Raw genomic sequence first — 23,292 nt, forward strand, 5'->3', positions numbered from 1 at the left:
GGTACGGTCGGCAGCGTGGCCATCGCATCACCGCTTCGCTACTCCGGTGCGCTCACCCTGCTCGGCGCCCGGACACCGGGGCTCGACGCGGTGGAGCGGGCGGCCGGGGCCGGTATCCTGCTCGGCGCCGTGGTGTACCCACCGGCGCTCGGCTGGATCGACGGCAAGCAGGAGGCCGGGCGGCTGCTGCGCGACCTGCTCGGTCCGGCGCTGGAGCGGTTGCGCGGGACGTACGGGCGCGGTCGCCACGAGTTGATCACCGCGGCGCACACCACGATCGTGCTGGCCGGTCTCTTCGACGCGCTCCGGGAGGTGGTCGGTCCGGCGTACGAGTCGTTGCGGGTCAGCGACCAGGAGAAACTGCAACTGGCCCAGGAGCCCGGCAAGATCGTGACGCAGGCCAACTGGATCGACCGGCTGGCCGGGGCGGACATCCCGTTGCCGTCCCCCACGCTGGGCTTCGAGGAGAACCTGTCGAGCCGGCTGGCGCCACGGATGGCCGACCTAACCGCCGCGGCGGTCGCCTTCTTCGAGGGCCTGAGCGCCTGGAACCGGCTCGGGGTCGACTCCGCCGGCATAATCGCCGAATGCACGACCCGGTGGCGGGTCCACTACCGGGATGCCTACCTGCGGCTCGGCGCGGACGTGCCGGAGTTCTTCGTCTGGGCCTCGCTCGGCGAGCACGCCGCCACCCGGGAGGAGCTGCGCCGCGCCAACGCCCGGCTGCTCGAACTGCTCGACCACACCGCACCGGCGATGGGCCGGATGCACGACCTGCTCGCGGCCGGCGGCTCGGCGGAGCGGCCGGGCCGGGCCAGTGTCCGTTCCAAGCTGGCCCGGGCCGCGGCCGCCGTGCTCGACCAGCCGCTGCTGCGCTCGTCCGTGCTGCCGGCGGGGCTGACCTTTCCCACCGTGGCCGAGGGGTTCGTGACACCCCGGTTCCGCAGCGCCGTCGCCTCGGCGACGGCCGGTGTCGCGCTGTCGCAGGAGGAGTGGTGGGCCGAGCGGCCGGTGCACGAGCAGCTCGACCAGTTCCTCGCCGGCTACCTCGCCCACCCCGACGCGGCCCGGCGCCCACTGGTCGTGCTCGGCCACCCGGGCGCCGGCAAATCCCTGCTCACCGAGATCCTCGCCGCACGGCTGCCGGTCGAGAAGTACACCGTGACACCCGTTCAGTTGCGCCGGGTGAACGCCGACGACCGGCTGCTGTCCCAGGTGGAGACGGCGCTGCGGGACCTTCTGAAGGAACAGGTGTCCTGGGGCCGGGTCGCCGACGAGAGCGCCGAGCTGACCCGGGTGGTGCTCCTGGACGGGCTGGACGAGCTGATCCAGGCGACCGGGACAACCCAGTCGGCGTACCTGACCGAGGCCGCCCGGTTCCAGGAGGAGGAGTGGGCGCTGGGCCGGCCGGTCGCGGTGGTGGTCACCTCCCGGACCATCGTGGTGGACCGCGCCCGGGTACCGGACGGCTCGCTCGTACTCAAGCTGGAAGATTTCACCGACGCCCAGATCCAGGCCTGGATCACCGCGTGGAACCGGGCCAACGCCGGCACGCCCGGCTTCCGCAGGCTCTCGGCCCGCAACGTGCTGCGGCACGGGGACCTGGCACGCCAGCCGCTGCTGCTCACCCTGCTGGCGATCTATCACGCCGACCCGTCGGCGGCACGGCTGGCCGGCGGCGCGATGTCCCCGGCGACGCTCTACCGGACGTTGCTGGACGCGTTCATCCAACGGCAGGTGGCGGACAAGCCGGACCGGCCACCGGAGCCGGAGCTCCTGCCCCGAATGCTCGGCGAACTGCGGCGGCGACTGAGCATCGCGGCGTTCGGCATGTTCAACCGCCAGCGCCAGCACATCAGCGAGGCGGACCTGGAGCGGGACCTGGACGTGTTCCTGGGCCGCCGGGCCGATCCGGCGGGCGGCTTCGAGACACCGGTCGGACGGGCACACCAGACGGTGGCCGGGTTCTTCTTCGTGCACGTGTCCCGGATGAACGAGCACACCGAGAACGCCCAGCGGACTTACGAGTTCCTGCACGCCACCTTCGGCGAGTTCCTGATCGCCGAGCGGACGCTGATGATGCTCGACGGCCATGCCCGGAAACTGGCCGAGTACCGGGACGATCCGTCGTCCCACGAGCCACCGGACGACAGCCTGCTACGGGCGCTGCTCTCGTACCAGCCGTTGACGTCGCGCCGGGCGATTGTCGAGTTCGCCGCCGAGCTCGTCGACCAGTTGCCCGGGCAGCGTCGGCGGGAGCTGCTGGAGACCGCCAACGCCCTGCTGGGGACCGCCCGCAGCCGGGCCTACGGCCGGTACCGGCAGTACGAGCCCGCGCCACCGGACGTGGTCGCGGTCTGTGCCGCCTACACCGCCAACCTGGTCCTGCTCGCGGTGCTGCTGGCCGGCGAGGGTGTCACGCCCGCCCGGATGGCGCCGCCCGGGACCGAGGTGTCCACCTGGTGGCTGTCCCTGACCCGGCTGTGGCAGGCCGGCCTGACCGACGAGGCGTGGACCGGGATCACCAACACACTGGTGCTGCGCCGTGGGCACACCGCGTACAGCGTTCTGGACCTGGCCCGTGGGACGGAAGCGGTGACCACGCTGACGGTCCTGTTGCCGGACTGAGGTCAGTCCCACAGCCACGGGCGCGGGTCCGCACCGGCGGCATATCCGTCGGCGACCCGGTGCAGCAGCTGACCGGTCCGCTCGGCGTCCAGCGCGGCCGCCGACAGGGCCGCGAAGCGCTTACGGAAGTCCTGCACAGTCGCATCGTCGTCGAACAGGGCATCACCGATGGTCGACTCAACGTAGACCATGTCGCCCGCGCCGTCTCCGAGCAGTACGAAGGGGTCCGTACGGTACTCGGTGCTCTCGAACGGCAGCACTCGGATCTCCAGATGCGGCCGGCGGGCGTACTCGGCCAACCGGCGGATCTGCTCCGCCATGATCTCCCGGCTCCCGATCCGCCGGTAGAGCACCGACTCGTCCAGCACCACGGAGAGCGTCGGCGGGTCCAGCCGGGCGTGGACCTCCTGCTGCCGGCGCAGCCGCAACGCCACCCGCCGCGCCACCCACTGCGGGTCCGGCTCATCGAGGAACGACGACTGTAACGCCTCGGCATATCCGGCGGTCTGCAACAGCCCGGACACCACTGTGCAGTCGAAATGGATCATCCGGTCCGCCTCGGCCTCCAAGCCGATGAGAGTGGCGTAACCCGGCCCGATGTCCCCGCGGAACTCGTGCCACCAGCCACGCTCCCGAGCGCTCCGGGCCCGGCGTACCAGCTCGTCTGCGACCGCGGGGCCCAGCTCCAGCACCTCGCAGAGGGCACGCAGGTCGGCCGTCGAGATGCCGACATCGCCGCGCTCGATCCGCATCATCTTCGACAGCGACCACTTCAGGTGCCCCGCCACCTGGGCCTGGGTAAGTCCGATCGACTCGCGGGCGCGGCGCAGGTCGGCACGCAGCATCCGGCCCGCAGCGTTCGGGCCGATCTTCCGGGCATCCCCCACCCCGCTGAGCCTAGGGTCTGTCTCGCAGAACATGTAGCAGCCGATCCCGAGGCCCGAGGCGCGGGCTTGCCGTTGACGTACGGGTCAGGGGTTAGCGTCCGGTTCCCAGCGAAATCGGAGAAGGAAGCCGTATGCCCACCATGCGCGAGATCAGGATGGCCGCCGTTCCGGCCGGGTTGCCCCAGGTCGCCGATCTGACCGTCGTCGAGACGCCGGTGCCGGTTCCCGGCCCGGGCGAGGTTCTCGTCCGCAACCGCTACTTCACCGTCTTCGCCGCGCTGCGCACGCTGCTGGGCGGTGTGCAGGGAGCGCCGCTGCCCGGTCTGCGGCCGGGCGACACGCTGTTCGGCCCGGCTGTCGGTGAGACCGTGACCGGGCCGCGGCCGGGCACGCTCGTGCGGCACATGCGCGGCTGGCGGGAGTACGCGCTGGTACCGGACGCCGAATGTGACCCGATCGGTGACGTTCTGCCGGACCCGATCGCCCACCTCGCCCAGGGCCCGACCGTGTACGGCGCGTTGACCAGGGCCGCCCCGGTCCGGCCGGGCGACACGGTGTTCGTGTCGGGCGGCGCCGGCGCGGTCGGTTCGATGGCGGGGCAGCTCGCCCGGCTGCTGGGCGCCGCGCGGGTCGTCGGCAGCACCGGCTCGGCGTGGAAGGCCGACCGGATGACCGGTCTCGGCTACGACGCGGTGGTTACCCGTGGCGCCGGCCCGATCGCCGAACAGCTGGCGAAGGCCGCGCCGGACGGCGTCGACGTGTTCTTCGACAACGTCGGCGGCGAAGAGCTGGCGGCGGCGATCGCGGCGGCCAACAGGTCCGCCCGGTTCGCGCTCGTCGGGGCGCTCTCCGGACAGCTCGCGGAGCACGGCACCGGCACCACGGCACCGGCCGAGATCGACTCGTATCAGCTCATCCTCAAGCAGATCGCGATGACCGGTTACAGCGCCGGTGGCGACACCGCGCTGCGCTCCGAATGGGACGAGCGCTTCGCGCAATGGTCGCGAGCTGGCAGAATCGAGTTCCCTCACGTGCGCGTCGAGGGTATCGAGCAGGCGCCGGCGGCTCTGCGCGACGTGCTCACAGGGCGTCACTTCGGCGCCGTGGTCGTGGCACTGGAGTGAGGGAGGACCGGGTTGCGCATCGGCGACGCGGCGGCGGCGACCGGCACCACACCCCGGGCGTTGCGCTTCTATGAGGAGAACGGGCTGCTCCCGCCACCGCGGCGCACCTCGGCCGGTCAGCGTGTCTACGGCCCGCGGGAGCTGTCCCGGGTCCGGGTCATCCGGGAGCTGCTCGGCCGGGGCCTGACCATCGCGGACATCCGCAGCTGCGCCGATCGCCTGGACCTGCTGGACGGCGACTCCCTGCCGCCGCACGGCGGGCCGGGCGCCTGCGCCAGGCCGACCGGCGTCGTCAACCGCCGGATCGCCGCCATGGACGCGGAGATCGCCCGCCTCACCCTCCTGCGCGACCAGCTGGCGGCCACCATCGCACCCGCGACCCGGGCCCCTGCCTAGATCAACCGGACTTGGCGAGTTCGCGGAGCACCTGGACGAGCGCCGCGACGCTGGGCCGGTGCTCCGCCGACGAGCGCACCACCACGGCGATGTGCCGCTCGAAGGTCTCCGCGATCGGCAGGACGTCGAACCGCGACGGCCGCAGCCGCAGCATCAGCGGGGTCACCGTGCTCACCCCGATCCCGGCCTCGACCAGGGCCAGCGACGCGGCGGTGTCGTTGACCTCGTGGCGCAGCTCCGGCTCGATGCCGGCGCGGCGGCAGACCACCCGGATCGCCTGGCCGTAGTGGGTGTCCTCGGGCGGCAGGATCCAGCCGAGCGGCGGACCGGTGCCGGCCAGGCTCAGCGGCCCCGAGCGGGACATCGACCCGGTCGGTACGGCGAGGGAGAACCGCTCCCGGTAGAGCCGGACCACCCGCAGCGACGGGTCCCGCCGGATCGGCACGTCCGGGTACTCCAGGCCGATGGCGAGGTCGGCGGTGCCGGAGGCGACCGCGTCGTAGACGTCGTCGACGACCATCTCCCGGCTGCGGACCACGAGGCCCGGATGCCGGTCCCGCACGGTGGTGAGCAGCACGGGCAGGATGTCCGCGGCCGCCGTGGCGAAGAGGGCGACCTGGAGTTCACCGGCCACCGCACCGGCGCTGCGTTCGAGGGCGGCCGTCGCGTCGGCCTCGATGTCGAGGATCTGCCGCGCGTGCCCGGCGAGGGCCACGCCCGCGTCGGTCAGCTCGACACGGCGGCCGACCCGGTGCAGCAGGGGCACGCCCGCCGACCTCTCCAGCGCGTTGAGCTGCTGCGAGACGGCCCCGGGTGTGTAGCCGAGCGCTGCGGCGACGGCTGTCACGGTGCCGCGCCGGCGCAGCTCGACCAGCGATCGCAGTTGCACGCTCGACCAATCCATCGTGCAGGGATTCTAAACGTTCGTACGCAGAAATTGAGAATGGACCTCAACGAATCGATCGGAGAATGATGGGCGCATGAGCGAGCTTGCGAGCGAATCAGTTAGCTCAGTGCATAACTCATGTCGACGCCGGAGCGCAGCGGAGGTGGCGGCATGAGCGAGCTTGCGAGCGAATCAGTTAGCTCAGTGCATAACTCATGTCGACGCCGGAGCGCAGCGGAGGTGGCGGCATGAGCGTTCCGGGCTCCGCTGACGTAGTGGTCATCGGCGGTGGTGCGATCGGCACCAGCATCGCCTTTCATCTCGCCGAGGCCGGCGTGCGCGACGTCGTCCTGCTGGAGCGCGACGAGCTCGGCGGCGGCTCCACCTGCAAGGCCGCGGGCGGGGTCCGCGCGCAGTTCTCCGACCGGATCAACATCGAGCTGGGCGCCCGCAGCCTGGCGGCGTTCGCGCGCTTCGGGCAGCGTCCCGGCCAGGAGATCGACCTGCACCGGGTCGGTTACCTGTTCCTGCTCTCCACCCCCGAGGACGTCGAGTCGTTCGAGCGTGACACGCGGCTGCAGAACTCGCTCGGTGTCGCCAGCCGGATGATCGACGTCGCGGAGGCCAAGGCCCTCTCCCCGCTGATCGAGACCGACGGCCTGCTGGCGGCGGCCTGGTCCCCGGACGACGGGCACTGCACACCGGAGTCGGTGGTGCTCGGCTACGCCCGCGGCGCTCGCCGGCACGGCGCCAGGCTGTTCACCGGCGTCACCGTGACCGGTGTCGAGGACGGTTCCGTGCACACCGACCGGGGCACGATCACCGCGGGTGCGATCGTCTGCGCCGCCGGGGCGTGGTCGGCCGCGATCGGCGCCATGGCCGGGGTCGCGCTGCCGGTCACGCCGCTGCGCCGCCAGATCATCTTCACCGGGCCGATGCCGGAGCTGGCCGGGGTCGTGCCGTTCACCATCGACTTCTCCAGCACCTTCTACTTCCATCGCGAGGGACGTGGCCTGCTGATGGGCATGTCGGATCCGGAGCAGGAGCCCGGTTTCCATCTCGACTACGCCGAGGACTGGCTGCCCCGGCTCGGCGCCGCCATCGGGGTCCGCGCCCCCGGGCTGCTCGACGCGGGCCTGCGCGACGGGTGGGCGGGCCTGTACGAGGTGACCCCGGACCACAACGCGCTGATCGGCCGCTCGGCGAACTTCCTGTACGCGACGGGCTTCTCCGGGCATGGTTTCCTGCAGGCACCGGCGGTCGGCGAGGTGATCCGCGATCTCTATCTGGACCGGACCCCGGTCGTGGACGTCACGCCGCTGAGCGCCGACCGCTTCGCCGCGAACGCGGCGGGCCGGCCCGAGAAACACATAGTCTGAGCCGGGAGACCTGATCATGATTCCGCAATGGCGGCTGCGGGCGAGGTTCGCCCGGGAACTCTCCACCATGTACGGCCGCGAGGTGCCCCTCTACACCACGCTCGTCCAGGTCTCCGAGGACGTCAACCGGGACGTCGTCGATCGGGACGGCCCCGGCGCGCAGCGACTGGGCTCGATCGACCGGATCACCGCGGAACGGCACGGCGCGATCCGGGTCGGCACCCCGGCCGAGCTCGGCCAGGTGGCCCGGATCTTCGGCGCGTTCGGCATGCACCCGGTCGGCTTCTACGACCTGCGCGACGCGGGCGGCAGCCCGGTACCGGTGATCTCCACGGCGTTCCGCCCGATCGACGCCGGCGAGCTCGCGCGCAACCCGTTCCGGGTCTTCACCTCGCTGCTGGCCACTGCCGACCCGCGCTTCTTCACCGCCGACCTGCGGGCCAGGCTGGAGACGTTCCTCGCGGGCCGGCAGCTGTTCGGCCCCGAACTGCTGGCCCTCGCCGACCGGGCCGAACGCGACCACGGCCTGCCCGAACCCGAGGCCGGCCGCTTCCTCGAACTGGCGGTGCGGGCCTTCGAACTCTCCACGGAACCGGTCGACCGCTCCTGGTACGCGGAGCTGGAGGCGGTCTCGGCCGTCGCCGCCGACATCGGCGGGGTCCGCGGCACCCACATCAACCACCTCACCCCGCGCGTGCTGGACATCGACGAGCTGTACCGGCGGATGACCGACCGCGGCATCGCGATGATCGACGAGATCCAGGGCCCGCCGCGCTGGCACGGCCCGGACGTACTGCTGCGGCAGACGTCCTTCCGCGCCCTCGCGGAGACCCGGACGATGCGCGAGGCCGACGGCACGATCGGCACCGGCTCACTTCGGGTGCGGTTCGGCGAGGTGGAGGCGCGCGGCATCGCCCTGACCCCGGCCGGGCGGGCCCGCTACGACGCGCTGCTCGGCGAGGTGGACCGGCGGCTGGCGGCCACACCCGGCGGCGTCCGCGCCGAGGTCGCGGCCGAGGTCTGGGAGAAGGGCCTGCCGGGCACGGAGGCCGGTCTGCGCGAGGAGGATCTCGCCTATTTCGCGTACGCCGTGAACCCCGGCCGTCCGGACGGCACGCCGCCGGGCACCCTCGCCGAGCTGGTCGACCGGGGCTGGGTGACCGCCACCCCGATCGTGTACGAGGACTTCCTGCCCCGCTCCGCCGCCGGGATCTTCCAGTCCAACCTCAGCGGCGCGGGCAGCCGGGACACCACCCAGACCGGCGCCGACCACGACCAGGCCTGGCTCGCCGCCGCGATGGGCCGGGAGATCCACGACCCCTTCGAGCTGTACGCCCGGGAGCGGGCGGCGTCGGTCGCGACCGTCGCCGCCGAGCTGGGCATCCCCGAACTGACCGATGAGGAGCATCGATGAGCACCGACGAGCTGCGCGAACGAGCCCTGGCGAGCCTGCACCGGATCGGCGCGGCCGTCCCCGAGGGGACCGGCCTGCACGCCCGGAGCCCGATCACCGGCGAGAACCTGTTCGCTCTGCGCGCCACCACCGCCGAGGAGACCGAGCGCGCGATCGGTGAGGCCGCCGAGGCGTTCCGGACCTGGCGGACCACCCCGGCCCCGGTCCGCGGCGAGCTCGTCCGCACGCTCGGCGATCTGCTGCGCGCCCACAAGTCCGACCTCGCCGACCTGATCACCATCGAGGCCGGCAAGATCCGCTCCGAGGCCCTCGGCGAAGTCCAGGAGATGATCGACATCTGCGACTTCGCGGTCGGCCTGTCCCGGCAGCTCTACGGCCGCACCATCGCCTCCGAGCGGCCCGGTCACCGGCTCGCCGAGACCTGGCATCCGCTCGGCGTCGTCGGGGTCGTCTCCGCCTTCAACTTCCCGGCCGCCGTCTGGTCCTGGAACACCGCCATCGCCCTGGTCTGCGGGGACGCGGTCGTCTGGAAGCCCAGCGAACTGACCCCGCTCGTCTCCCTGGCCGCCAGCCACCTCCTCGACCGCGCCCTCGAACAGACCGGCGCCCCGCGCGAGCTGCACCGGCTGCTGCTGGGCGGCCGCGAGACCGGCGAACTCCTGGTCGACGACCCCCGGGTCAGCCTGGTCAGCGCCACCGGCTCCACCCGGATGGGTCGCGAGATCGGCCCGCGCGTCGCCGCCCGCTTCGGCCGGGTGCTGCTCGAACTCGGCGGCAACAACGCGACCGTGGTCGCCCCGTCCGCGGACCTCGATCTCGCCCTGCAGGGCATCGTGTTCGCCGCCGCCGGCACCGCCGGACAGCGCTGCACGACCCTGCGCCGGCTGATCGTGCACCGCGACATCGCCGACCAGCTCGTCGAGCGGCTGGCCGCCGCCTACGGCCGGCTGCCGATCGGTGACCCGTTCGACGAGGGCACGCTGGTCGGCCCGCTGATCACCGGCACGGCCGCCGACGCGATGGCCACCGCCCTGGAGCGGGCCCAGGCCGAGGGCGGCAAGATCGTCGCGGGCGGCCGCCGCGTCGGCACGAACAGCGGAGCGTACGTCGAGCCCGCGATCGTGCGGATGCCCAAGCAGACCGGCGTCGTCCGCGAGGAGACGTTCGCGCCCATCCTGTACGTGCTCACCTATGACACGTTCGAGCAGGCCGTGGCGCTGCAGAACGACGTACCGCAGGGGCTGTCCTCGTCGATCTTCACCCGGGACCAGCAGGAGGCCGAACGCTTCCTGGCCGCCGACGGGTCCGACTGCGGCATCGCCAACGTCAACATCGGCACGTCGGGTGCGGAGATCGGCGGCGCGTTCGGCGGGGAGAAGGAGACCGGCGGCGGGCGGGAGTCCGGTTCCGACGCCTGGCGCGCCTACATGCGCCGGGCCACGAACACGATCAACTACTCGAGCGCCCTCGCCCTCGCCCAGAACGTCAGCTTCCTCTGACCCACCCCGGCAGCGGCACCACCGGCTGGTCAGTACCACGGCCGGCCGGTGGTGCCCCTGATTCACACGTCGTTGTCCTGGCCCGGGACAGCACCACCGGCCCAGCCCTCGGGACCGGGCTGGGTCCGGTGGTGCTGTCCCGGCCGTCCTGGCCGCTATGGGCGCGGGCTCAGGGCCGGCGGCCGGTCGGGGCGCTGAGCGGGCGCATAGACGCTGAGCGTGTCCCCGTTCACCTGGAAGAGGCGTCCTCCGGTGACGACGACAGCCCCGGTCAGGGCGGGCCCGAAGTACGCCACCTTCCCCCTGTCCGCGTGCAGCGCGACCCCGTCGACGTAGACGAGGCCGCCCGCGACGACGGGCTGCGGTGACGAGGTCTTCATCCGGTACGTCCAGAGCAGACGGCCGGTCGGGGCGTCCAGGGCCTCGAGGGTGCGATCGGACGAGCGGTACACCCTGACCCCGTCGGTCGCGATCGACATGGATCCCATCGTCCACTCGCCATGGTCGCCCGGCCCGGGTGGCGCGGTCCAGGCGACGGTACCGTCGGCCACCCGGAACGCCGCCAGTTCGCCCTTCTCGTCGGAGGCGTACAGGCGGTCGCCCGCCGGGGAGGCCGCCTCGGCGTACCAGGTGCCCTTCGCGGTCCATCGGGTGGCGCCGGTGGTGATGTCGACGCCCGTCACCGTCTCCGGCACCTCCTCGTTCACGTTGATCTCGTGCGCCAGGACCGTGCCGCCGGCGGAGACGCCGGTGGCGATGTGGCCGGGCTTGCTCCAGATCTGCTCGCCGTTCGCGAGGCTGTAGGCCGCCAGCCCGACCGAGCTGGGATCCTCCCAGCCGGAGGCCATGGCGACCCCCTTGTCGACCACGACGTAGGCGACCGACGGGGTGCCGTCCTGGGCCCAGCGCGGCTTGCCGGTGGTGGGGTCGAAGGCGATCAGACGGCTCTTCGAGTTACTCACCGAGTAGCACTCGGCGTAACCGGCGATGACCAGCCGATTCGTGATCGTCAGGGTCGGGCGGAGGCCCTCGCCGAAATCGTCCCACTGGAACGCCCACAGACGGAGACCGGTCCTCGCGGCATACACCGAGATGCCCTTGTGGTCGCCGATGACGACGTGGTCCCCGGAGACGACCGGCGGGCCGACGTCGATCTGGCCGGGACAGCTTTGCTTGTCGACGCGCAGCCTCACCGACCACTTCTTGACCAGGCGGCCGATGCTGCCCGCGGTGAGCACGGTCTCGCCGGGATTGAAGAAGGTGTTCCCGGGATCGAAGCCCGGGCGGTCCCAGCCCATCGGCACCGGCACGGCCCGGACCGAAGGAACCGATGGCAACGGCACGGCCGACGGGACCGGGACGCCCCGCGCGGCCGGCGAGGCCGCCGCACAGCCGCCGAGGAGCAGGAACAACATGACTGCGGGGGTACGGCGTATCGCACGCAACATGTACCTTCCCCTCGGGCTCGACCGGAATCTCCTGTCCACGCTTACCAGGACGTCCCCCGCTAATCAGTCGAATCCGATAGAAGACCCCAGCAGGCGCGGCACCCGCGGCTCAATGGTCGCCCAGCGCCGCTTCCCACAGCTCTGGACTGCGGTAATGATTGCGGGCGCCGGCGGACAGGACGACACGTAACGGCGCCAGGTGTTCGAGGTCCGACGGCAGGTCGAGACGGTCGAGCAGGGTCAGCGCTTCGACGGGCTCGAGGGCGCCGTAAATGTTGTGGTAGCACCGCAGCAGGGCCTGGAACAGCGCCGGCGCCAGTTCCGGCAGAGTGGCGACAGCCGCATAGACGTCACGCTTGCACGACCAGGGCACCGGCCCTGAAGCTTCCAGTACATGGGCGGTCCGCCAGTGCGACGGCCCGGCGGCCAACTCGATCAGCCGGCCCTCGTCGCGAAGCCGGCGCACATCATCGCCGAGCAGCTCGTTGAACGCGGTCTCAACCGTGCGAACGTCCTCGAACCAGGCGACCACCAGGGCGAGCCGCAGCTGGGGCGAGATCTCCTGAGTCTCGAGCCTGCTCCGGTAGCCCGCCCAGACCGCCCGGGCGACCGCCGGATCGTTCGCCCGCACAAGGAAGGTGAAAAGCTCCTCGTTGAGCGAGTAGTCGTCGGTCAGGTCGAACAGGCCGAAGACGCGACGTACCCGCTCCCCCACCGATAGGCGCTCGTCGCCCAGCAGGGCATCCGAGCAGTGGAACGCGACATCGCTTCCCGACATCTCCTCCACGTCCCTCCCGTCGATCTCCTGCCACCTCCACCTCCCTTCCCCGAGTGGCGTGAAACCTTCCTCTGCCAGCCATCGCAACACGTCACTCGCATCCGACACCCGGGAAGCATGCCAGCCGATCCACGAGAGAGACGATGCCCTTTCCGTCAGGTACCGAGGAACCGGGTCGCTTCAACTGGCTTGAGAGCGGCTCTCCGGGTACGGCCCGACCGCGATCAGGTGCCCTCGGCCGTGCCGATCTCGCGCGAGACCCGCTCCCCCACCGGGCCGCTGCGCGCGCTGCGGCCCACCGGCTGGTCACGGCGGTGACCAGCCGAGCCCAGCCACCCTCCGAGCGCGAGCGGCGCCGACCGCCGCAACCAGGCGGTCACGGTGCCCGGCAAGCAACCCGGCCGGCCACGGACCGTGGCGCGCGGCAGCCGCCGGCACGACGGCGCGGCCCCGCGCGAGACCGGCACGGCCACGAGGCCGCGAGGCCTGCCCACGGGGCTCCACAGGTCGTACCAGGGAAATTGAATCTTCTGATGGTGCGCGCCGTGTCGCGTTCTGGTACTCCTTTCCCAGCACAGAGGAAGGAACCCCGATGGCGGACGCGCCCGAGCACGCATCACTCACCCCTCCACCGCCGCACCGGCCCCGCGATCTCACGCCGGAGCAGCTGGGCTTCACCCGGGCCGAGCCGGTGGCCTGGCTGTCGCCGGTGCAGCTGGCCGGGACCGGGCTGCGCGTCGCGCTCGCCTCGATCCAGGGCAGCTATCTGGACAAGCGGGAGTTGCAGGGGTCGTTCCCCGACGAGGTGGATCGCGAGGTGGGGCCGGACGGGGACTGCTGGATCGATTTCGTGGCCGACCTCGGGGACGGGTTCGAGGCGACCTACTCGATCGCCTACCTGCTGGCGCAGCCGCAGCTCACGGTCGGTGACCACGTGCTGCCGCGGGGGCGGGCGCTGGTGCTCGGCGGCGACGAGGTCTATCCGACGCCGAGTACCGAGCGTTACGAGAACCGGTTGATCGGGCCGTACCGTGCCGCGCTGCCGTCGGTGCCGGACGGCGAGGAGACCCCGCGGATGTACGCCCTGCCCGGCAACCACGACTGGTACGACGGCCTGACCGCGTTCCTGCGCCTGTTCACCGGCAGCCGGCGGACCGAGATCGGGGGCTGGCACCTGCCGCAGAACCGGTCGTACTTCGCCGTCGAGCTGCCCGGCGACTGGTGGCTGCTGGCGGTGGACGACCAAGCGTCGACGTACATCGACGATCCGCAGCTGGAGTACTTCCAGCGGGTCGCGGCCGGGTTCGGCCCACAAACCAAGGTGATCATCGCGTCGTCGAGCCCGACCTGGGTGCAGGGGGCCGACCGGCCGGTGGTCTACGAGTCGCTGGACTACTTCATCCGGGCGGTCATCACGCCGACCGGCGCCGCCGTCCGGCTGATGCTCTCCGGCGACATGCACCACTACGCGCACTACAGCGGCCCGGACCGGGAGCTGATCACGTGCGGTGGAGGTGGCGCCTACCTGTACCCGACCCATCAGCTGCCGGAGACGATCGAGGTCCCGCCGGCGCCGCTGCAGAGCACGTCGCCGCGGGAGACGTACCGGCTCGCGTCCCGGTTCCCCGGCAAGCGGATGTCGCAGGCGTACGCGGCCGGCATCTTCGGCCGGCTGCCCATGCACAACCCGAGCTTCATCGGCATGGTCGGGGCCGTGCACACCGCCATCCTGCTCGCCGTCGGCGGGGTCATCACCAGCGGCTTCGGCACCCCGCTGCAGAAGTTCGCGCTGGTCCCGCTGGTCATCCTGGTCGCGCTGGTGATGGCCGGCGCCTACGCGTTCGCGCACCTGAGCGACTCGCTGCTGGGCCGCCACCGGCGGCGGGTACTGGGCCTGCTGCACGGCGGCGCGCATCTCGGGCTGGCCGCGCTCGGCACCTGGGCGTGGTGGGAGCTGCCGCTGCACGACTGGCCCTGGCCGTGGTCGCTGATCGCGACGCTGGTCGTCTACGGGGTGGTGTCCGGCCTGGCCGCGACCGAGTTGGTCGCGGCCTATCTGCTGCTCGCCGCCCGCTTCGGGGTGAACCTGAACGAGCTGTTCTCCGCGCAGGGCATCGTGGACTCGAAGTCGTTCCTGCGCCTGCGGCTGACCGCCGACGGCACGCTGACCGTCTACCCGATCGGGGTGCGCCGCACGGCCCGGCGCTGGCGTGCGGCGCCGGAGGGCGAGCCGCACTCGCCGTGGATCGAGCCGGTCGACCGGTTGCACGCGCACCTGATCGAGGAGCCGATCGTCCTGCGGCCGTAGACGAGGCCGGGGGAACCGATCGTCTTGCGGTCCTGGACGGGACCGCAGAGAAGATCATCTTGCGGCCATGGACGAGACTGTCGCCGTGACCAGCGTCCCCGACAGTTACCCCTGCCCACACTGCGGCGCGGCCGCGACGTCGGCGACCGGCTGCCCGGCCTGCGGGCGGGCACCGGACGCCGACGCGATCGAGGTGATCCGGCTCAACGCGGAGCTCGCCGGGCTGGGCACGCGGCTGCAAGCGGCCCGCGCCGAGGTCACGGCCGTCGAGACCCAGATGCGCAACGTGCGGGCACGGCGCGACGCCGCGGCGTACCGGGTCCGGGCCGCGGTCACGGCGGCCGCTCCGAAGCGGCCGCCGATGGCGGGGCCGCCGGTGGATCCGGGCCGGCTCGCGCCCGCGACCGAGTCGCGGCTGAGTACGCTCACCGCGCAGAACGTGCTGTTCGCGCTGGGCGGCCTGCTGCTGGTGGTGGCCGCGGCGGTGTTCACGGCCGTGGCGTGGGCCCAGGTCGGGGTGGCCGGGCGGGCGGCGATCCTGGCGGCGGCGACCGCCACGGTGCTGGCCGTGCCGCCGTTCGCGGCGCGGCGCGGGCTGGTCGGGGCCGCGGAGACGCTGGCCGCGGTCGGGCTGCTGATGATCCTGATGGACGGGTACGCGGCGTGGAGCGTCGACCTGCTCGGGGTCACGGCGTCGCGGCCGGAGGCGTATGCGGCGGCCGTCGCGGCGGCGACCTCGGCGATCGCGCTCGGATACGGGCGGCTGGTCGGGCTGCCCGGGCCGGCGATCGCCGCACTGCTGATCGCCCAGCCCGTGTTTCCGCTGGTGGCGGCCGCCCTGGAGGCCGATGCGGCCGGTTGGTCGGTCGCCTTGAGCGCGGTCGCCGCGCTGAACGTCGCCGTGCTGCGACACCGGCGGTTCGTGCCGGCCGGGGCCGGGCTGGTGGCGTACGGCTGCGGTTTCGTCTCCGTGATCGTGGCGGCGCTGGTCGCGGTCGTCGAACTGGCGCACGCCGGCAGCGCGGGCCGGGCCGCGGCGGCGGGCGGTGCCCTGGTCCTGGCGGCGGCGGTGGCGACCGGCGCGGCGATGCTCGCCCGGCATCGCGAGGCGCAGCTGTGGACCTCCGGCCTGCTCACGGTCGCGGCAGCGGTCGCGGCGGGCGGGTGGGCCCTGTTCCTACCCGGCGCCGGTACGTGGGTGTTGCGCCTGGCCACGATCGCGCTGGTGATCGCGGAGGCGGTCGCGGTGGCCCGGGTGCGGCTGCCGGAACCGGTCGGGCGGGGCCCGTGGGTGGGCGCCCTCGCGGTAATCACGGTTCCCGCTCTCGGGGTCGTGGGGAGCGTCGTGCTGGCGGCGGGGAACAGCGTGACGGCCGCGCGGCCGGTGCTCGACGCGCGGCTGGACGCGACGGTCGCCGGGCCGGGGTGGGACGTGCTGCTCGCGGTCGTCGCGGTACTCCTGTCGTACGTGATCCTGCTGCCTTCCCGGTTCCGGACGGACCTGGTGCTGACCGGCGGCGCCGCGGTGGGTCTGCTGGCGCCGGCGGCGTTCGGGCTGCCCTGGTGGAGCGCGGCCGTCTTCGGGATGCTGGTGGCGGCCGGTGCGATCGCGCCGGCCGCGCGGGCCCGGACCGACGCCGGGTTCGGCTTCCGGCTCGGGTTGATCGCGCTCGTCGTGACTCACGCGCTGGTCACGGGCCTGGGCGCGGCCGGCGTCGCGGCCGGGGTGTGCGCCGTGATCACGCTGCTCGGCGTCGGAGCCGCCCTGATCGTCCGGCGGGGACCGCTGGGCACGGTGATGATGACCGCCGGTCTGCTCGCCGTGGCACCGGCCGTCTGGCTCGGGCTGCTGGCGGCGGACGTCTCCGCGACCGTCCGGGTGCGCGCGATCTTCGCGGTGGCCGTGCTGCTGTGCGGGGCGGCCCACGGGGCGCGCCGGTGGCTCGCCGGCTACGCGCCGGAGGTGACCGGGGTGGCGCTGCTGCTGGCGGCCGGGACTCCACTGTGGGCGATCCCCGGCGGCGACCCGGCGGCGCTCTATGTCGCCGCGGCGTTGATCCTGGTGGCGTCGCTGACGACCGGGTCGCTCGCCCGCGGGCCGCAGCCGGCGATCGCCGTGGCGGTGCTCGTCGTGGGGCTGCTGGGCTGGACCGGGCGGGAGCTCTCGGCGATCCTGGTCGACCCGTACGCCGCACTGGCCTCGGTCTGGTCAGGTGACGTCCCGGCCACGCCGGCGGTGTCCTGGGCGACGGTCGCGGCGATGCTGATGAGCGCGGTCGCGGCCGGGATGCTCGCCCGGCCGGCCGCCGCGCCGGTCGTGGGTCTCGCGGTGCCGCTCGCCCTGGCGGCGGCCGGCGCCGCCTGGCCGTCGGTGCCGTTGTCGATGGTGACGGTCGGACTCGCCGGCCTGGTCGCTGCCACGGTGGCACGGTCCACACCGGTCATCGAGGCGTGGCGGTCCGGGCTGCAGGTGGCCTTCGGAGTGATCGCGGCCGCCGGGATCGCCGGGTCCACACCGGTGCCGGGGGCGATGCTGACCGCGTTCGCCCTGCTGACGGTCGCGGGCGTGGTCGTCGGGGTCGCCGGCCGGGATCTGCCGGCCCGGGTCGCCGGCTGGGTCGGCGGCACGGTGGCCCTGGTCGTGGTCGCGTACACCGCGGGCCACCTCGCCGGGCTCGCGGCCGGCGGCGCGGCGATCGTCGTGCTCGCGGCGGCGGCGCTCGCCGTGGCCCTGGAGTGGGTGCTGGCCGCACGCCGGCCGAGCGAGGCCATCGCGGTCGCCGCGACCGCGCACTCCGCCGCGGTGATCGCCCTGCTGATCTCCGGTTCCCCCGGGCACGGTGCCCTGGTCAGCACCCTGTGGGCGGTCGTTCTCGCGGTCCGGGCGCTGCGGCCGGACGAGTCGCCGGGGACCCGGCTGCGGCACGTGCTCGCCGCGACCGGCTGCGCCCTGCTCGGCTGGTGGCTGTTCCTCGCCGCGCGGCAGGCCGGTACGGCTGAGCTGTACACGGCGCCGGCCGCCGTGCTCGCCCTGCTCGCCGGCGGGTATGCCCGGCGCGTCCGCCCGGAGCTGCCGTCGTGGACCGCGTACGGCCCGGCGCTCGCGGCCGCGTTCCTGCCGACCCTCGCGGTGATCGCCGGCAGCGGCCCGGACGAGCCGCAGTACGCCCGGCGCCTGCTGCTCGGGGTCGCCGGGCTGGCGGTGCTGGTGGCCGGCGCGCTGGCGCGGCTGCAGGCGCCGGTGGTGACCGGCGGCGCGGTGGTGATCCTGACCGCGCTGCACGAGCTGGCGCAGGTCTGGGACCTGGTGCCGCGGTGGGTTCCGCTGGCCGTGGGTGGCCTGCTCCTGGTCGGTGTCGCGACGACCCTGGAGCAGCGGCGGCGGGATCTGAACCGATTGCGGGACGCGGTCAGCCGGTTGAGCTGATGGTTTCCGACCGGCTCGGCGCGTTTGATGGGGGTATGAGCGACACGGGTGCAGGCATGCTGGGGCGGATCCGGGACGGACTGGTCGGAGCCGGACAGTTGCTGGACGGACCTTTCGGGCCGCGACGGATCACCTACGCCGACTACACGGCGTCCGGGCAGGCGCTCGACTTCGTCGAGGACTTCATCCGCGAGCAGGTGCTCACCCGGTACGCCAACACCCACACCGAGGCGTCCGCGACCGGCGCGCAGACCGGAGCACTGCGTGAGGAGGCGCGGGAGATCATCCACCGGAGCGTGGACGCCGGGCCGGACCATGTGGTGATCTTCTGCGGGTCGGGGGCGACGGCGGCGGTGGCGAAGCTGGCCGGGCTGCTCGGCCTGCGCATCCCGGAGAGCCTCGACGACCGGTACGGACTCAACGCGCACATCCCGCCGCACGAGCGGCCGGTGATCTTCGTCGGGCCGTACGAGCACCACTCGAACGAGCTGCCGTGGCGCGAGTCGATCGCCGACGTCGTGGAGATCGAGTCGGACCACACCGGGCACGTCGACCTCGACGCGCTGCGGGACGCGCTGGTCGCGTACGCGGACCGGCCGATCCGGGTCGGCAGTTTCTCGGCGGCCTCGAACGTGACCGGCATCCTGACCGACACGGTGGCGGTGTCGCGGATCCTGCGTGAGCACGGCGCGCTCTCCGTGTGGGACTACGCGGCCGCCGGGCCGTACGTGCCGATCTCGATGGCCGGCAAGGACGCCGTCTTCCTGTCGCCGCACAAGTTCGCCGGCGGGCCGCAGACCCCGGGCGTGCTCGTCGTCGACCGGCGGCTGATGACGAACCGGGTCCCGGTGACACCGGGCGGTGGCACCGTGGCGTACGTCGACCCGACCGGCCACCGCTACCTCGAGGACCCGGTGGTCCGGGAGGAGGGCGGCACCCCGGCGATCGTCGAGTCGATCCGGGCCGGGCTGGTCTTCGCCGTCAAGGACGCCGTCGGCACCGACGTGATCACCGCCCGCGAGCACACGCTGTGGCAGCGCGCCCGGGAGCGCTGGGGCGCCGAGAAGAGCATCGAGATCCTCGGCGACCTGGCCGCCGACCGCCTGTCGATCGTCTCGTTCCAGGTCCGCTCCGGTGACCGGTACCTGCACCACAACTTTGTAGCGGCGCTGCTCAACGACATGTTCGGGATCCAGGCGCGCAGCGGCTGCTCGTGCGCCGGCCCGTACGGCCACCGACTGCTCGGCATCGACGAGGCGCACTCGCGGGAGTTCCGCGACGAGATCCTCGGCGGCTGGGAGGGCATCAAGCCGGGCTGGTCCCGGCTCAACTTCAACTACTTCATCTCCGACGCGGTCGCCGACTACCTGATCGAGGCGGTCCTGCTCATCGCCCGGTACGGGGCCCGGCTGCTGCCGGACTACCGCTTCGATCCGCGCACCGCCCGGTGGACGCATGTGCGGCACACTCCCCCGCCGGTGCGGCTGGCCGACCTGCGGCTGACCGCGGACGGCACGGTGAGCATGCCACCCGCGCCGACGGAGACCGTGGGCGAGGAGGCTCTGGCCGGTTACCTCGACGAGGCCCGCGCGATCCTGACCGCCCGCCCGGAACCGGCCGACGGGTCGCGCCTGGAGCTGCCGGCCGGCTTCGAGAAGCTGCGCTGGTTCCTCCTGCCGGACGCCTGCCTGCCGGAGCGGTGAGGGACTGCTCGGCCGGTCAGTTTCCGCCGCCGAGCGGGAGCAGGATCGCGTCGCCGTCCGCCCAGCCGCAACTGGCCGCGTAGGCACCGGCCGGCTGGTAGTAGACCTGAACCCGGTACCCGCGGTCCCTGGTGGAGCTCAGCACGAACCACCACGGACAGTCCCCGGTCGGTTTGGTCGCGGAGAACAGCCCGGTGGGACGCTCGTCGGCCCGCCACCCCGACTGTTGGGCGAGGTCGGCGTAGAAGGCGCGGACGGCGGCTTCCGGCAGCGACCCGGACAGGCGGGCGCCGACCTCGGCGGCGGCGAGCGCCTCGAGGCCGCCGGTGCCCGTTCCCCCGTTGCAGGTGAGCATCCCCTCGGCCACCTCGCCGAGGCCGGTGCCGGCCGGGTGACGGGTGAGCATCGGGTCCGCGCTGATGGCCAGGACGGTCTCCGGGACGGTGGTGCAGCTACCGAGCTTCCTCGGAGCCGGGTCCGAATGGGCCGCACGGTAGGAGGCGACCACGCCGACCACCAGCACCCCGGCCATCAGGATCGGCCCGGCCCAGTTCAGATTCTTGATCATCAACGCGATGATAGGGCCACGTCCGCCGGAGACCACGTCGCCTTCCGGGGCCACGGGAGGGCGTAGAACGCTAATTCGATCTCCCAGCGTTCTACGCGACGGCGCGCCGGGGGTGCCGTTTCGCTGATCCCGTGAGGCGGGCGCGCCCCAGCCGGCCGGCGCCTGGACTCGGCGCCGGCTCCGCGCGTCGGATCAGACGCCCGACCCGTTGAAGTACTGGTTGGGGCCACCGTTCCAGTACCAGGTGTCGATCGCCGCGCCCCGCGCGCCGCTGCTGCCGGCCACCTCCAGGTAGAGGCCGCTGGAGACGCTTCGGATGGGGTACGAGAATCCGTTGTTGCCGACCAGCGAGGTGTCCCAGAGCTGGTTGCTGGTCCCGTTGCAGTACCACTGGTAGACCTGGTGACCGGCGACGCCGTCCGTGGTGATGCACTTGTTGCTGGCCTTGTTGACCAGTTCGAAGTGGCTGCCCGAGGGCTGCATCGTGAAGAGCTGGTTATCGCCGGTCAGCGTCCACTGAATGATCGGGGCGCCGTCGCCGTGCGACCCGCCCTGCACGTCCAGGAAGAGGAACGGGTTGGACAGCGGGGAGAGGCGGTACTGCGGGCCGTTGGCGTAGGCGGCGCCCGGAGCGGCCAGCAGCAGTCCTGCGACGGCAGCGCTGGCCGCAGCGACGGCGACGGCCTTACGGAACGGGATTCGGAACATTTCTGCGTTTCCTTTCGGCAGGTCCCGCCGGTGCGGCGGTGGCCTGAAAAACGCTACGGAACCGACCCCGAACCGGGTATTGGGCAATATTCGTATTCCCATTCACGGAAGTACCTAAGATCAGCAGAAGACGCTTTAGAGCAATTCTGAAATAGCCGCAAGAGCGCCACCCTGTCGCGTTGCGGACAATTACCCTAGGTGTTTACCTCAGATACATACCGAGCGCCTTCATCGGAGGCTCCCACTCACCTCACCGATCAGATCCAGCGGTTGCCGAGCCACATGCGGGACATCCAGGCGTCGTACGGGATCAGCTCACCCACGAAGATCGGGTAGAAGTAGGCGAAACAGAGCGCGACCAGTCCCACGTACAGCCCGGCAGTGACCGCGCCGATGGCCCGGTAACGCGGCGAGGCGATGAGCGCGCCCAGCACGTAGACCACGGCGAGGATCAGGAACGGCAGGGCGGGCAGCGTGTAGAACGAGAACATCGTGCGGTTGTCGGCGGCCGCGAAGTAGAACCACGGGAGCAGACCGGCCGCCGCGCCGCCGACGATCGCGTACGCCCGCCAGTCCCGGCGGGAGATGCCCAGCCAGAGCAGCGTGACGAGGGCCGGCAGGAACGACCACCAGAGCAGCGGCGTGCCCAGCAGCAGGATCTCGCGGATGCAGTTGCCGGCGCCGCAGTCGCCGGGATTGTCCGGCCAGTAGAAGGCGACCGGGCGGCCCAGCACCAGCCACTGCCACGGCCAGGACTGGTAGTTGTGCGTCTTCGTCAGGGTGCTGTGGAAGCCGTAGGCGCCCTGGTGGTAGTGCAGCAGGTTGAGCAGCGCGCCCAGCACCGGCGGTTCGGACATGCCGTGCAGCGCGCGGTAGTGCCGGTCCCAGCCGGTGTCGGTGAGCAGCCAGCCGGTCCAGGTGGCCAGGTAGAAGAGGCCGGACAGCACGACGCTGAACAGGCCCCAGCCCAGGTCGCCGGCCAGGCCGCGGGCGAGGGGGCTCGGCAGGCCGGCGGAGCGGCGGGCCTGCACCCGCCAGACGACGATCAGCGCGGCGAAGAACGGCAGGAAGAACAGCGCGCTCCACTTGACGCCGCAGGCCAGGCCGAACAGGGCCCCGGCGGCGAGCAGCCACCACGGCACGATCCGCGGCGCCCGCACCTCGGTCTCCGGGTCGTAGCCGGTCTCCAGCGCCCGCAGCAGGCGGCGCCGGTAGTGATCCCGGTCGAGCAGCACGGCGGCGAACGTGGCCAGCACGAACAGGCCGAGGAAGATGTCCAGCAGCGAGGTCCGGGAGAGCACCAGCTGAAAGCCGTCCAGGGTCATCAGCAGGCCGGCGGTCGCGGCGAGGACGACCGAGTGGAACATCCGGTAGGCGACCCGGATCAGGATCACGATCATCAGGGTGCCGGCGATCGCGGTCGGGAACCGCCAGCCCAGCTCGGTGTTGCCGAACATCTTCTCGCCGAAGGCGATCAGCCATTTGCCCAGCGGCGGGTGGACGACGTACCCGGCGGTGTCGGTCTTCTCGTCCCATTCGACGCCGTGCTGGAGCATGTCCCAGGCGTCGGTCGGGTAGTAGATCTCGTCGAAGACGTAGCCTTTGGGGTGGTTCACCCCGGTCAGCCGCAGGATCGCGGCGACCACCCCGATGATCCCGGTGACCAGCCAGGAGTACGGGTCGAGCCAGTCCTCGAGGGTCGCCAGCCGCCGCCGGACGATGTCGGGCACGTCATGCCGCACCGCCGGTTCGATCACCGCCGTAGTCATTCGGGCGATGATAGAGATTCAAGTATCTCGGTACGACCCGGGGTCCGTCCGGCGATGCGGAACTCAGTGGGTGTCTTTGAACCTGTCGTTGCCGGCAGCGGCTACAGCATTTTCATGGCATCCCTTAACCATCACAATCAAGCGAGCCGCAGGCGTAGACCTGCGTCGGCGTGACCATCGCGTCGACCGCAGCGACCCCGGCGACGGCGGTGAGCACGACGGCGACGGCGACCAGCAGCCATTTCCTCATTACGCGACTCCCTTCAGTCGCGAGCACAAACGCCCTCACGGCAAATAGCCCGAATTCTCCGCATTGTTTCCCAGCCTACGCCCCTGGGAACCAATGGCAACGGCTCCGATGCGGCGATGA

18 protein-coding genes are annotated in these 23,292 nt (G+C 72.1%); 9 read left to right on the forward strand and 9 right to left on the reverse strand.

From position 1 onward, the window contains the following. Positions 1-15 precede the first annotated feature (15 nt). On the forward strand, positions 16-2,628 hold the full coding sequence (locus CHC09_RS27880; RefSeq protein WP_089296184.1) for an NACHT domain-containing protein: 2,613 nt from the start codon (positions 16-18) through the stop codon (positions 2,626-2,628). Positions 2,629-2,630: 2 nt separating this feature from the next. Here CHC09_RS27880 and CHC09_RS27885 read toward each other — a convergent pair whose 3' ends face one another. After that, on the reverse strand, positions 2,631-3,515 hold the full coding sequence (locus CHC09_RS27885) for a helix-turn-helix domain-containing protein (protein ID WP_179277314.1): 885 nt from the start codon (positions 3,513-3,515) through the stop codon (positions 2,631-2,633). Between the two features lie 131 nt (positions 3,516-3,646). Here CHC09_RS27885 and CHC09_RS27890 point away from each other — a divergent pair, with 131 nt between their 5' ends. Both CHC09_RS27890 and CHC09_RS27895 read left to right on the forward strand, forming a co-directional pair. Beyond that, entirely contained in the window at positions 3,647-4,639 is a 993-nt protein-coding gene (locus tag CHC09_RS27890; RefSeq protein ID WP_089296186.1) for an MDR family NADP-dependent oxidoreductase, read from the forward strand. Between the two features lie 12 nt (positions 4,640-4,651). Further along, complete coding sequence (locus CHC09_RS27895) at positions 4,652-5,035, forward strand: MerR family transcriptional regulator (RefSeq protein WP_089296187.1); 384 nt, start codon at positions 4,652-4,654, stop codon at positions 5,033-5,035. A gap of 1 nt (position 5,036) precedes the next feature. Here CHC09_RS27895 and CHC09_RS27900 read toward each other — a convergent pair whose 3' ends face one another. Beyond that, positions 5,037-5,939, reverse strand: coding sequence for a LysR family transcriptional regulator (locus CHC09_RS27900; protein WP_089296188.1), 903 nt, complete (start codon positions 5,937-5,939; stop codon positions 5,037-5,039). Positions 5,940-6,169: 230 nt separating this feature from the next. On the opposite strand from CHC09_RS27900, the gene CHC09_RS27905 reads away from it, so the two are divergent. The 3 genes from CHC09_RS27905 to amaB are packed head-to-tail and all read left to right on the forward strand — an operon-like array spanning position 6,170 to position 10,213. Further along, positions 6,170-7,300, forward strand: coding sequence for an NAD(P)/FAD-dependent oxidoreductase (locus tag CHC09_RS27905; RefSeq protein ID WP_089296189.1), 1,131 nt, complete (start codon positions 6,170-6,172; stop codon positions 7,298-7,300). A 16-nt stretch (positions 7,301-7,316) separates the two neighbouring features. After that, the gene (gene hglS / locus CHC09_RS27910; RefSeq protein WP_089296190.1) at positions 7,317-8,714 is read left to right on the forward strand and encodes a 2-oxoadipate dioxygenase/decarboxylase; all 1,398 of its coding nucleotides are present in this window, start codon (positions 7,317-7,319) and stop codon (positions 8,712-8,714) included. Continuing rightward, entirely contained in the window at positions 8,711-10,213 is a 1,503-nt protein-coding gene (gene amaB / locus CHC09_RS27915) for an L-piperidine-6-carboxylate dehydrogenase (protein WP_089296191.1), read from the forward strand. The genes hglS and amaB overlap by 4 nt, the downstream gene beginning before the upstream one ends. Positions 10,214-10,368: 155 nt before the next feature. On the opposite strand, the gene CHC09_RS27920 is transcribed toward amaB, so the two are convergent. The 3 genes from CHC09_RS27920 to CHC09_RS27930 all read right to left on the reverse strand — a co-directional run bounded on the left by CHC09_RS27920 (position 10,369) and on the right by CHC09_RS27930 (position 12,933). Further along, positions 10,369-11,628, reverse strand: a complete 1,260-nt coding sequence (locus CHC09_RS27920; protein ID WP_143232608.1) for an outer membrane protein assembly factor BamB family protein — start codon at positions 11,626-11,628, stop codon at positions 10,369-10,371. A gap of 142 nt (positions 11,629-11,770) precedes the next feature. After that, entirely contained in the window at positions 11,771-12,439 is a 669-nt protein-coding gene (locus tag CHC09_RS27925; protein ID WP_143232609.1) for a hypothetical protein, read from the reverse strand. Positions 12,440-12,663: 224 nt separating this feature from the next. After that, a complete protein-coding gene (locus tag CHC09_RS27930) occupies positions 12,664-12,933 on the reverse strand; it encodes a hypothetical protein (protein WP_143232611.1) in 270 nt (89 codons plus the stop codon). A gap of 98 nt (positions 12,934-13,031) precedes the next feature. Between CHC09_RS27930 and CHC09_RS27935 the strand changes: the two genes are divergently transcribed. From CHC09_RS27935 to CHC09_RS27945, 3 genes are all read left to right on the forward strand, one after another. After that, positions 13,032-14,747: a metallophosphoesterase gene (locus tag CHC09_RS27935; protein ID WP_179277315.1), complete on the forward strand. Its 1,716-nt coding sequence runs from the start codon at positions 13,032-13,034 to the stop codon at positions 14,745-14,747. A gap of 67 nt (positions 14,748-14,814) precedes the next feature. Beyond that, positions 14,815-18,174, forward strand: coding sequence for an SCO7613 C-terminal domain-containing membrane protein (locus tag CHC09_RS27940; protein ID WP_089296195.1), 3,360 nt, complete (start codon positions 14,815-14,817; stop codon positions 18,172-18,174). A gap of 35 nt (positions 18,175-18,209) precedes the next feature. Continuing rightward, the gene (locus tag CHC09_RS27945; RefSeq protein ID WP_089296196.1) at positions 18,210-19,877 is read left to right on the forward strand and encodes an aminotransferase class V-fold PLP-dependent enzyme; all 1,668 of its coding nucleotides are present in this window, start codon (positions 18,210-18,212) and stop codon (positions 19,875-19,877) included. 16 nt (positions 19,878-19,893) lie between these two features. Here the strand turns inward: CHC09_RS27945 and CHC09_RS27950 are convergent, their stop codons facing one another. From CHC09_RS27950 to CHC09_RS48500, 4 genes are all read right to left on the reverse strand, one after another. Continuing rightward, on the reverse strand, positions 19,894-20,445 hold the full coding sequence (locus tag CHC09_RS27950) for a hypothetical protein (RefSeq protein WP_143232615.1): 552 nt from the start codon (positions 20,443-20,445) through the stop codon (positions 19,894-19,896). Between the two features lie 192 nt (positions 20,446-20,637). Beyond that, a complete protein-coding gene (locus tag CHC09_RS27955; protein ID WP_179277316.1) occupies positions 20,638-21,153 on the reverse strand; it encodes an RICIN domain-containing protein in 516 nt (171 codons plus the stop codon). 257 nt (positions 21,154-21,410) lie between these two features. After that, on the reverse strand, positions 21,411-22,922 hold the full coding sequence (locus CHC09_RS27960) for a dolichyl-phosphate-mannose--protein mannosyltransferase (RefSeq protein WP_089296199.1): 1,512 nt from the start codon (positions 22,920-22,922) through the stop codon (positions 21,411-21,413). 124 nt (positions 22,923-23,046) lie between these two features. Next, a complete protein-coding gene (locus CHC09_RS48500; RefSeq protein WP_275407892.1) occupies positions 23,047-23,172 on the reverse strand; it encodes a hypothetical protein in 126 nt (41 codons plus the stop codon). Positions 23,173-23,292 lie beyond the last annotated feature (120 nt).

It is taken from the genome of Actinoplanes regularis (assembly GCF_900188005.1).
Lineage (GTDB): Bacteria > Actinomycetota > Actinomycetes > Mycobacteriales > Micromonosporaceae > Actinoplanes > Actinoplanes regularis.

Bases quoted from the DNA above. Each gene is read 5' to 3' on its own strand.
- CHC09_RS27920 (WP_143232608.1), bottom strand. From the start codon at position 11,628: ATGTTGTTCCTGCTCCTCGGCGGCTGTGCGGCGGCCTCGCCGGCCGCG.
- CHC09_RS27950 (WP_143232615.1), bottom strand. From the start codon at position 20,445: ATGATCAAGAATCTGAACTGGGCCGGGCCGATCCTGATGGCCGGGGTG.
- CHC09_RS48500 (WP_275407892.1), bottom strand. From the start codon at position 23,172: ATGAGGAAATGGCTGCTGGTCGCCGTCGCCGTCGTGCTCACCGCCGTC.
- CHC09_RS27935 (WP_179277315.1), top strand. From the start codon at position 13,032: ATGGCGGACGCGCCCGAGCACGCATCACTCACCCCTCCACCGCCGCAC.
- hglS (WP_089296190.1), top strand. From the start codon at position 7,317: ATGATTCCGCAATGGCGGCTGCGGGCGAGGTTCGCCCGGGAACTCTCC.
- CHC09_RS27925 (WP_143232609.1), bottom strand. From the start codon at position 12,439: ATGTCGGGAAGCGATGTCGCGTTCCACTGCTCGGATGCCCTGCTGGGC.
- amaB (WP_089296191.1), top strand. From the start codon at position 8,711: ATGAGCACCGACGAGCTGCGCGAACGAGCCCTGGCGAGCCTGCACCGG.
- CHC09_RS27905 (WP_089296189.1), top strand. From the start codon at position 6,170: ATGAGCGTTCCGGGCTCCGCTGACGTAGTGGTCATCGGCGGTGGTGCG.
- CHC09_RS27940 (WP_089296195.1), top strand. From the start codon at position 14,815: ATGGACGAGACTGTCGCCGTGACCAGCGTCCCCGACAGTTACCCCTGC.
- CHC09_RS27900 (WP_089296188.1), bottom strand. From the start codon at position 5,939: ATGGATTGGTCGAGCGTGCAACTGCGATCGCTGGTCGAGCTGCGCCGG.
- CHC09_RS27945 (WP_089296196.1), top strand. From the start codon at position 18,210: ATGAGCGACACGGGTGCAGGCATGCTGGGGCGGATCCGGGACGGACTG.
- CHC09_RS27960 (WP_089296199.1), bottom strand. From the start codon at position 22,922: ATGACTACGGCGGTGATCGAACCGGCGGTGCGGCATGACGTGCCCGAC.
- CHC09_RS27955 (WP_179277316.1), bottom strand. From the start codon at position 21,153: ATGTTCCGAATCCCGTTCCGTAAGGCCGTCGCCGTCGCTGCGGCCAGC.
- CHC09_RS27890 (WP_089296186.1), top strand. From the start codon at position 3,647: ATGCCCACCATGCGCGAGATCAGGATGGCCGCCGTTCCGGCCGGGTTG.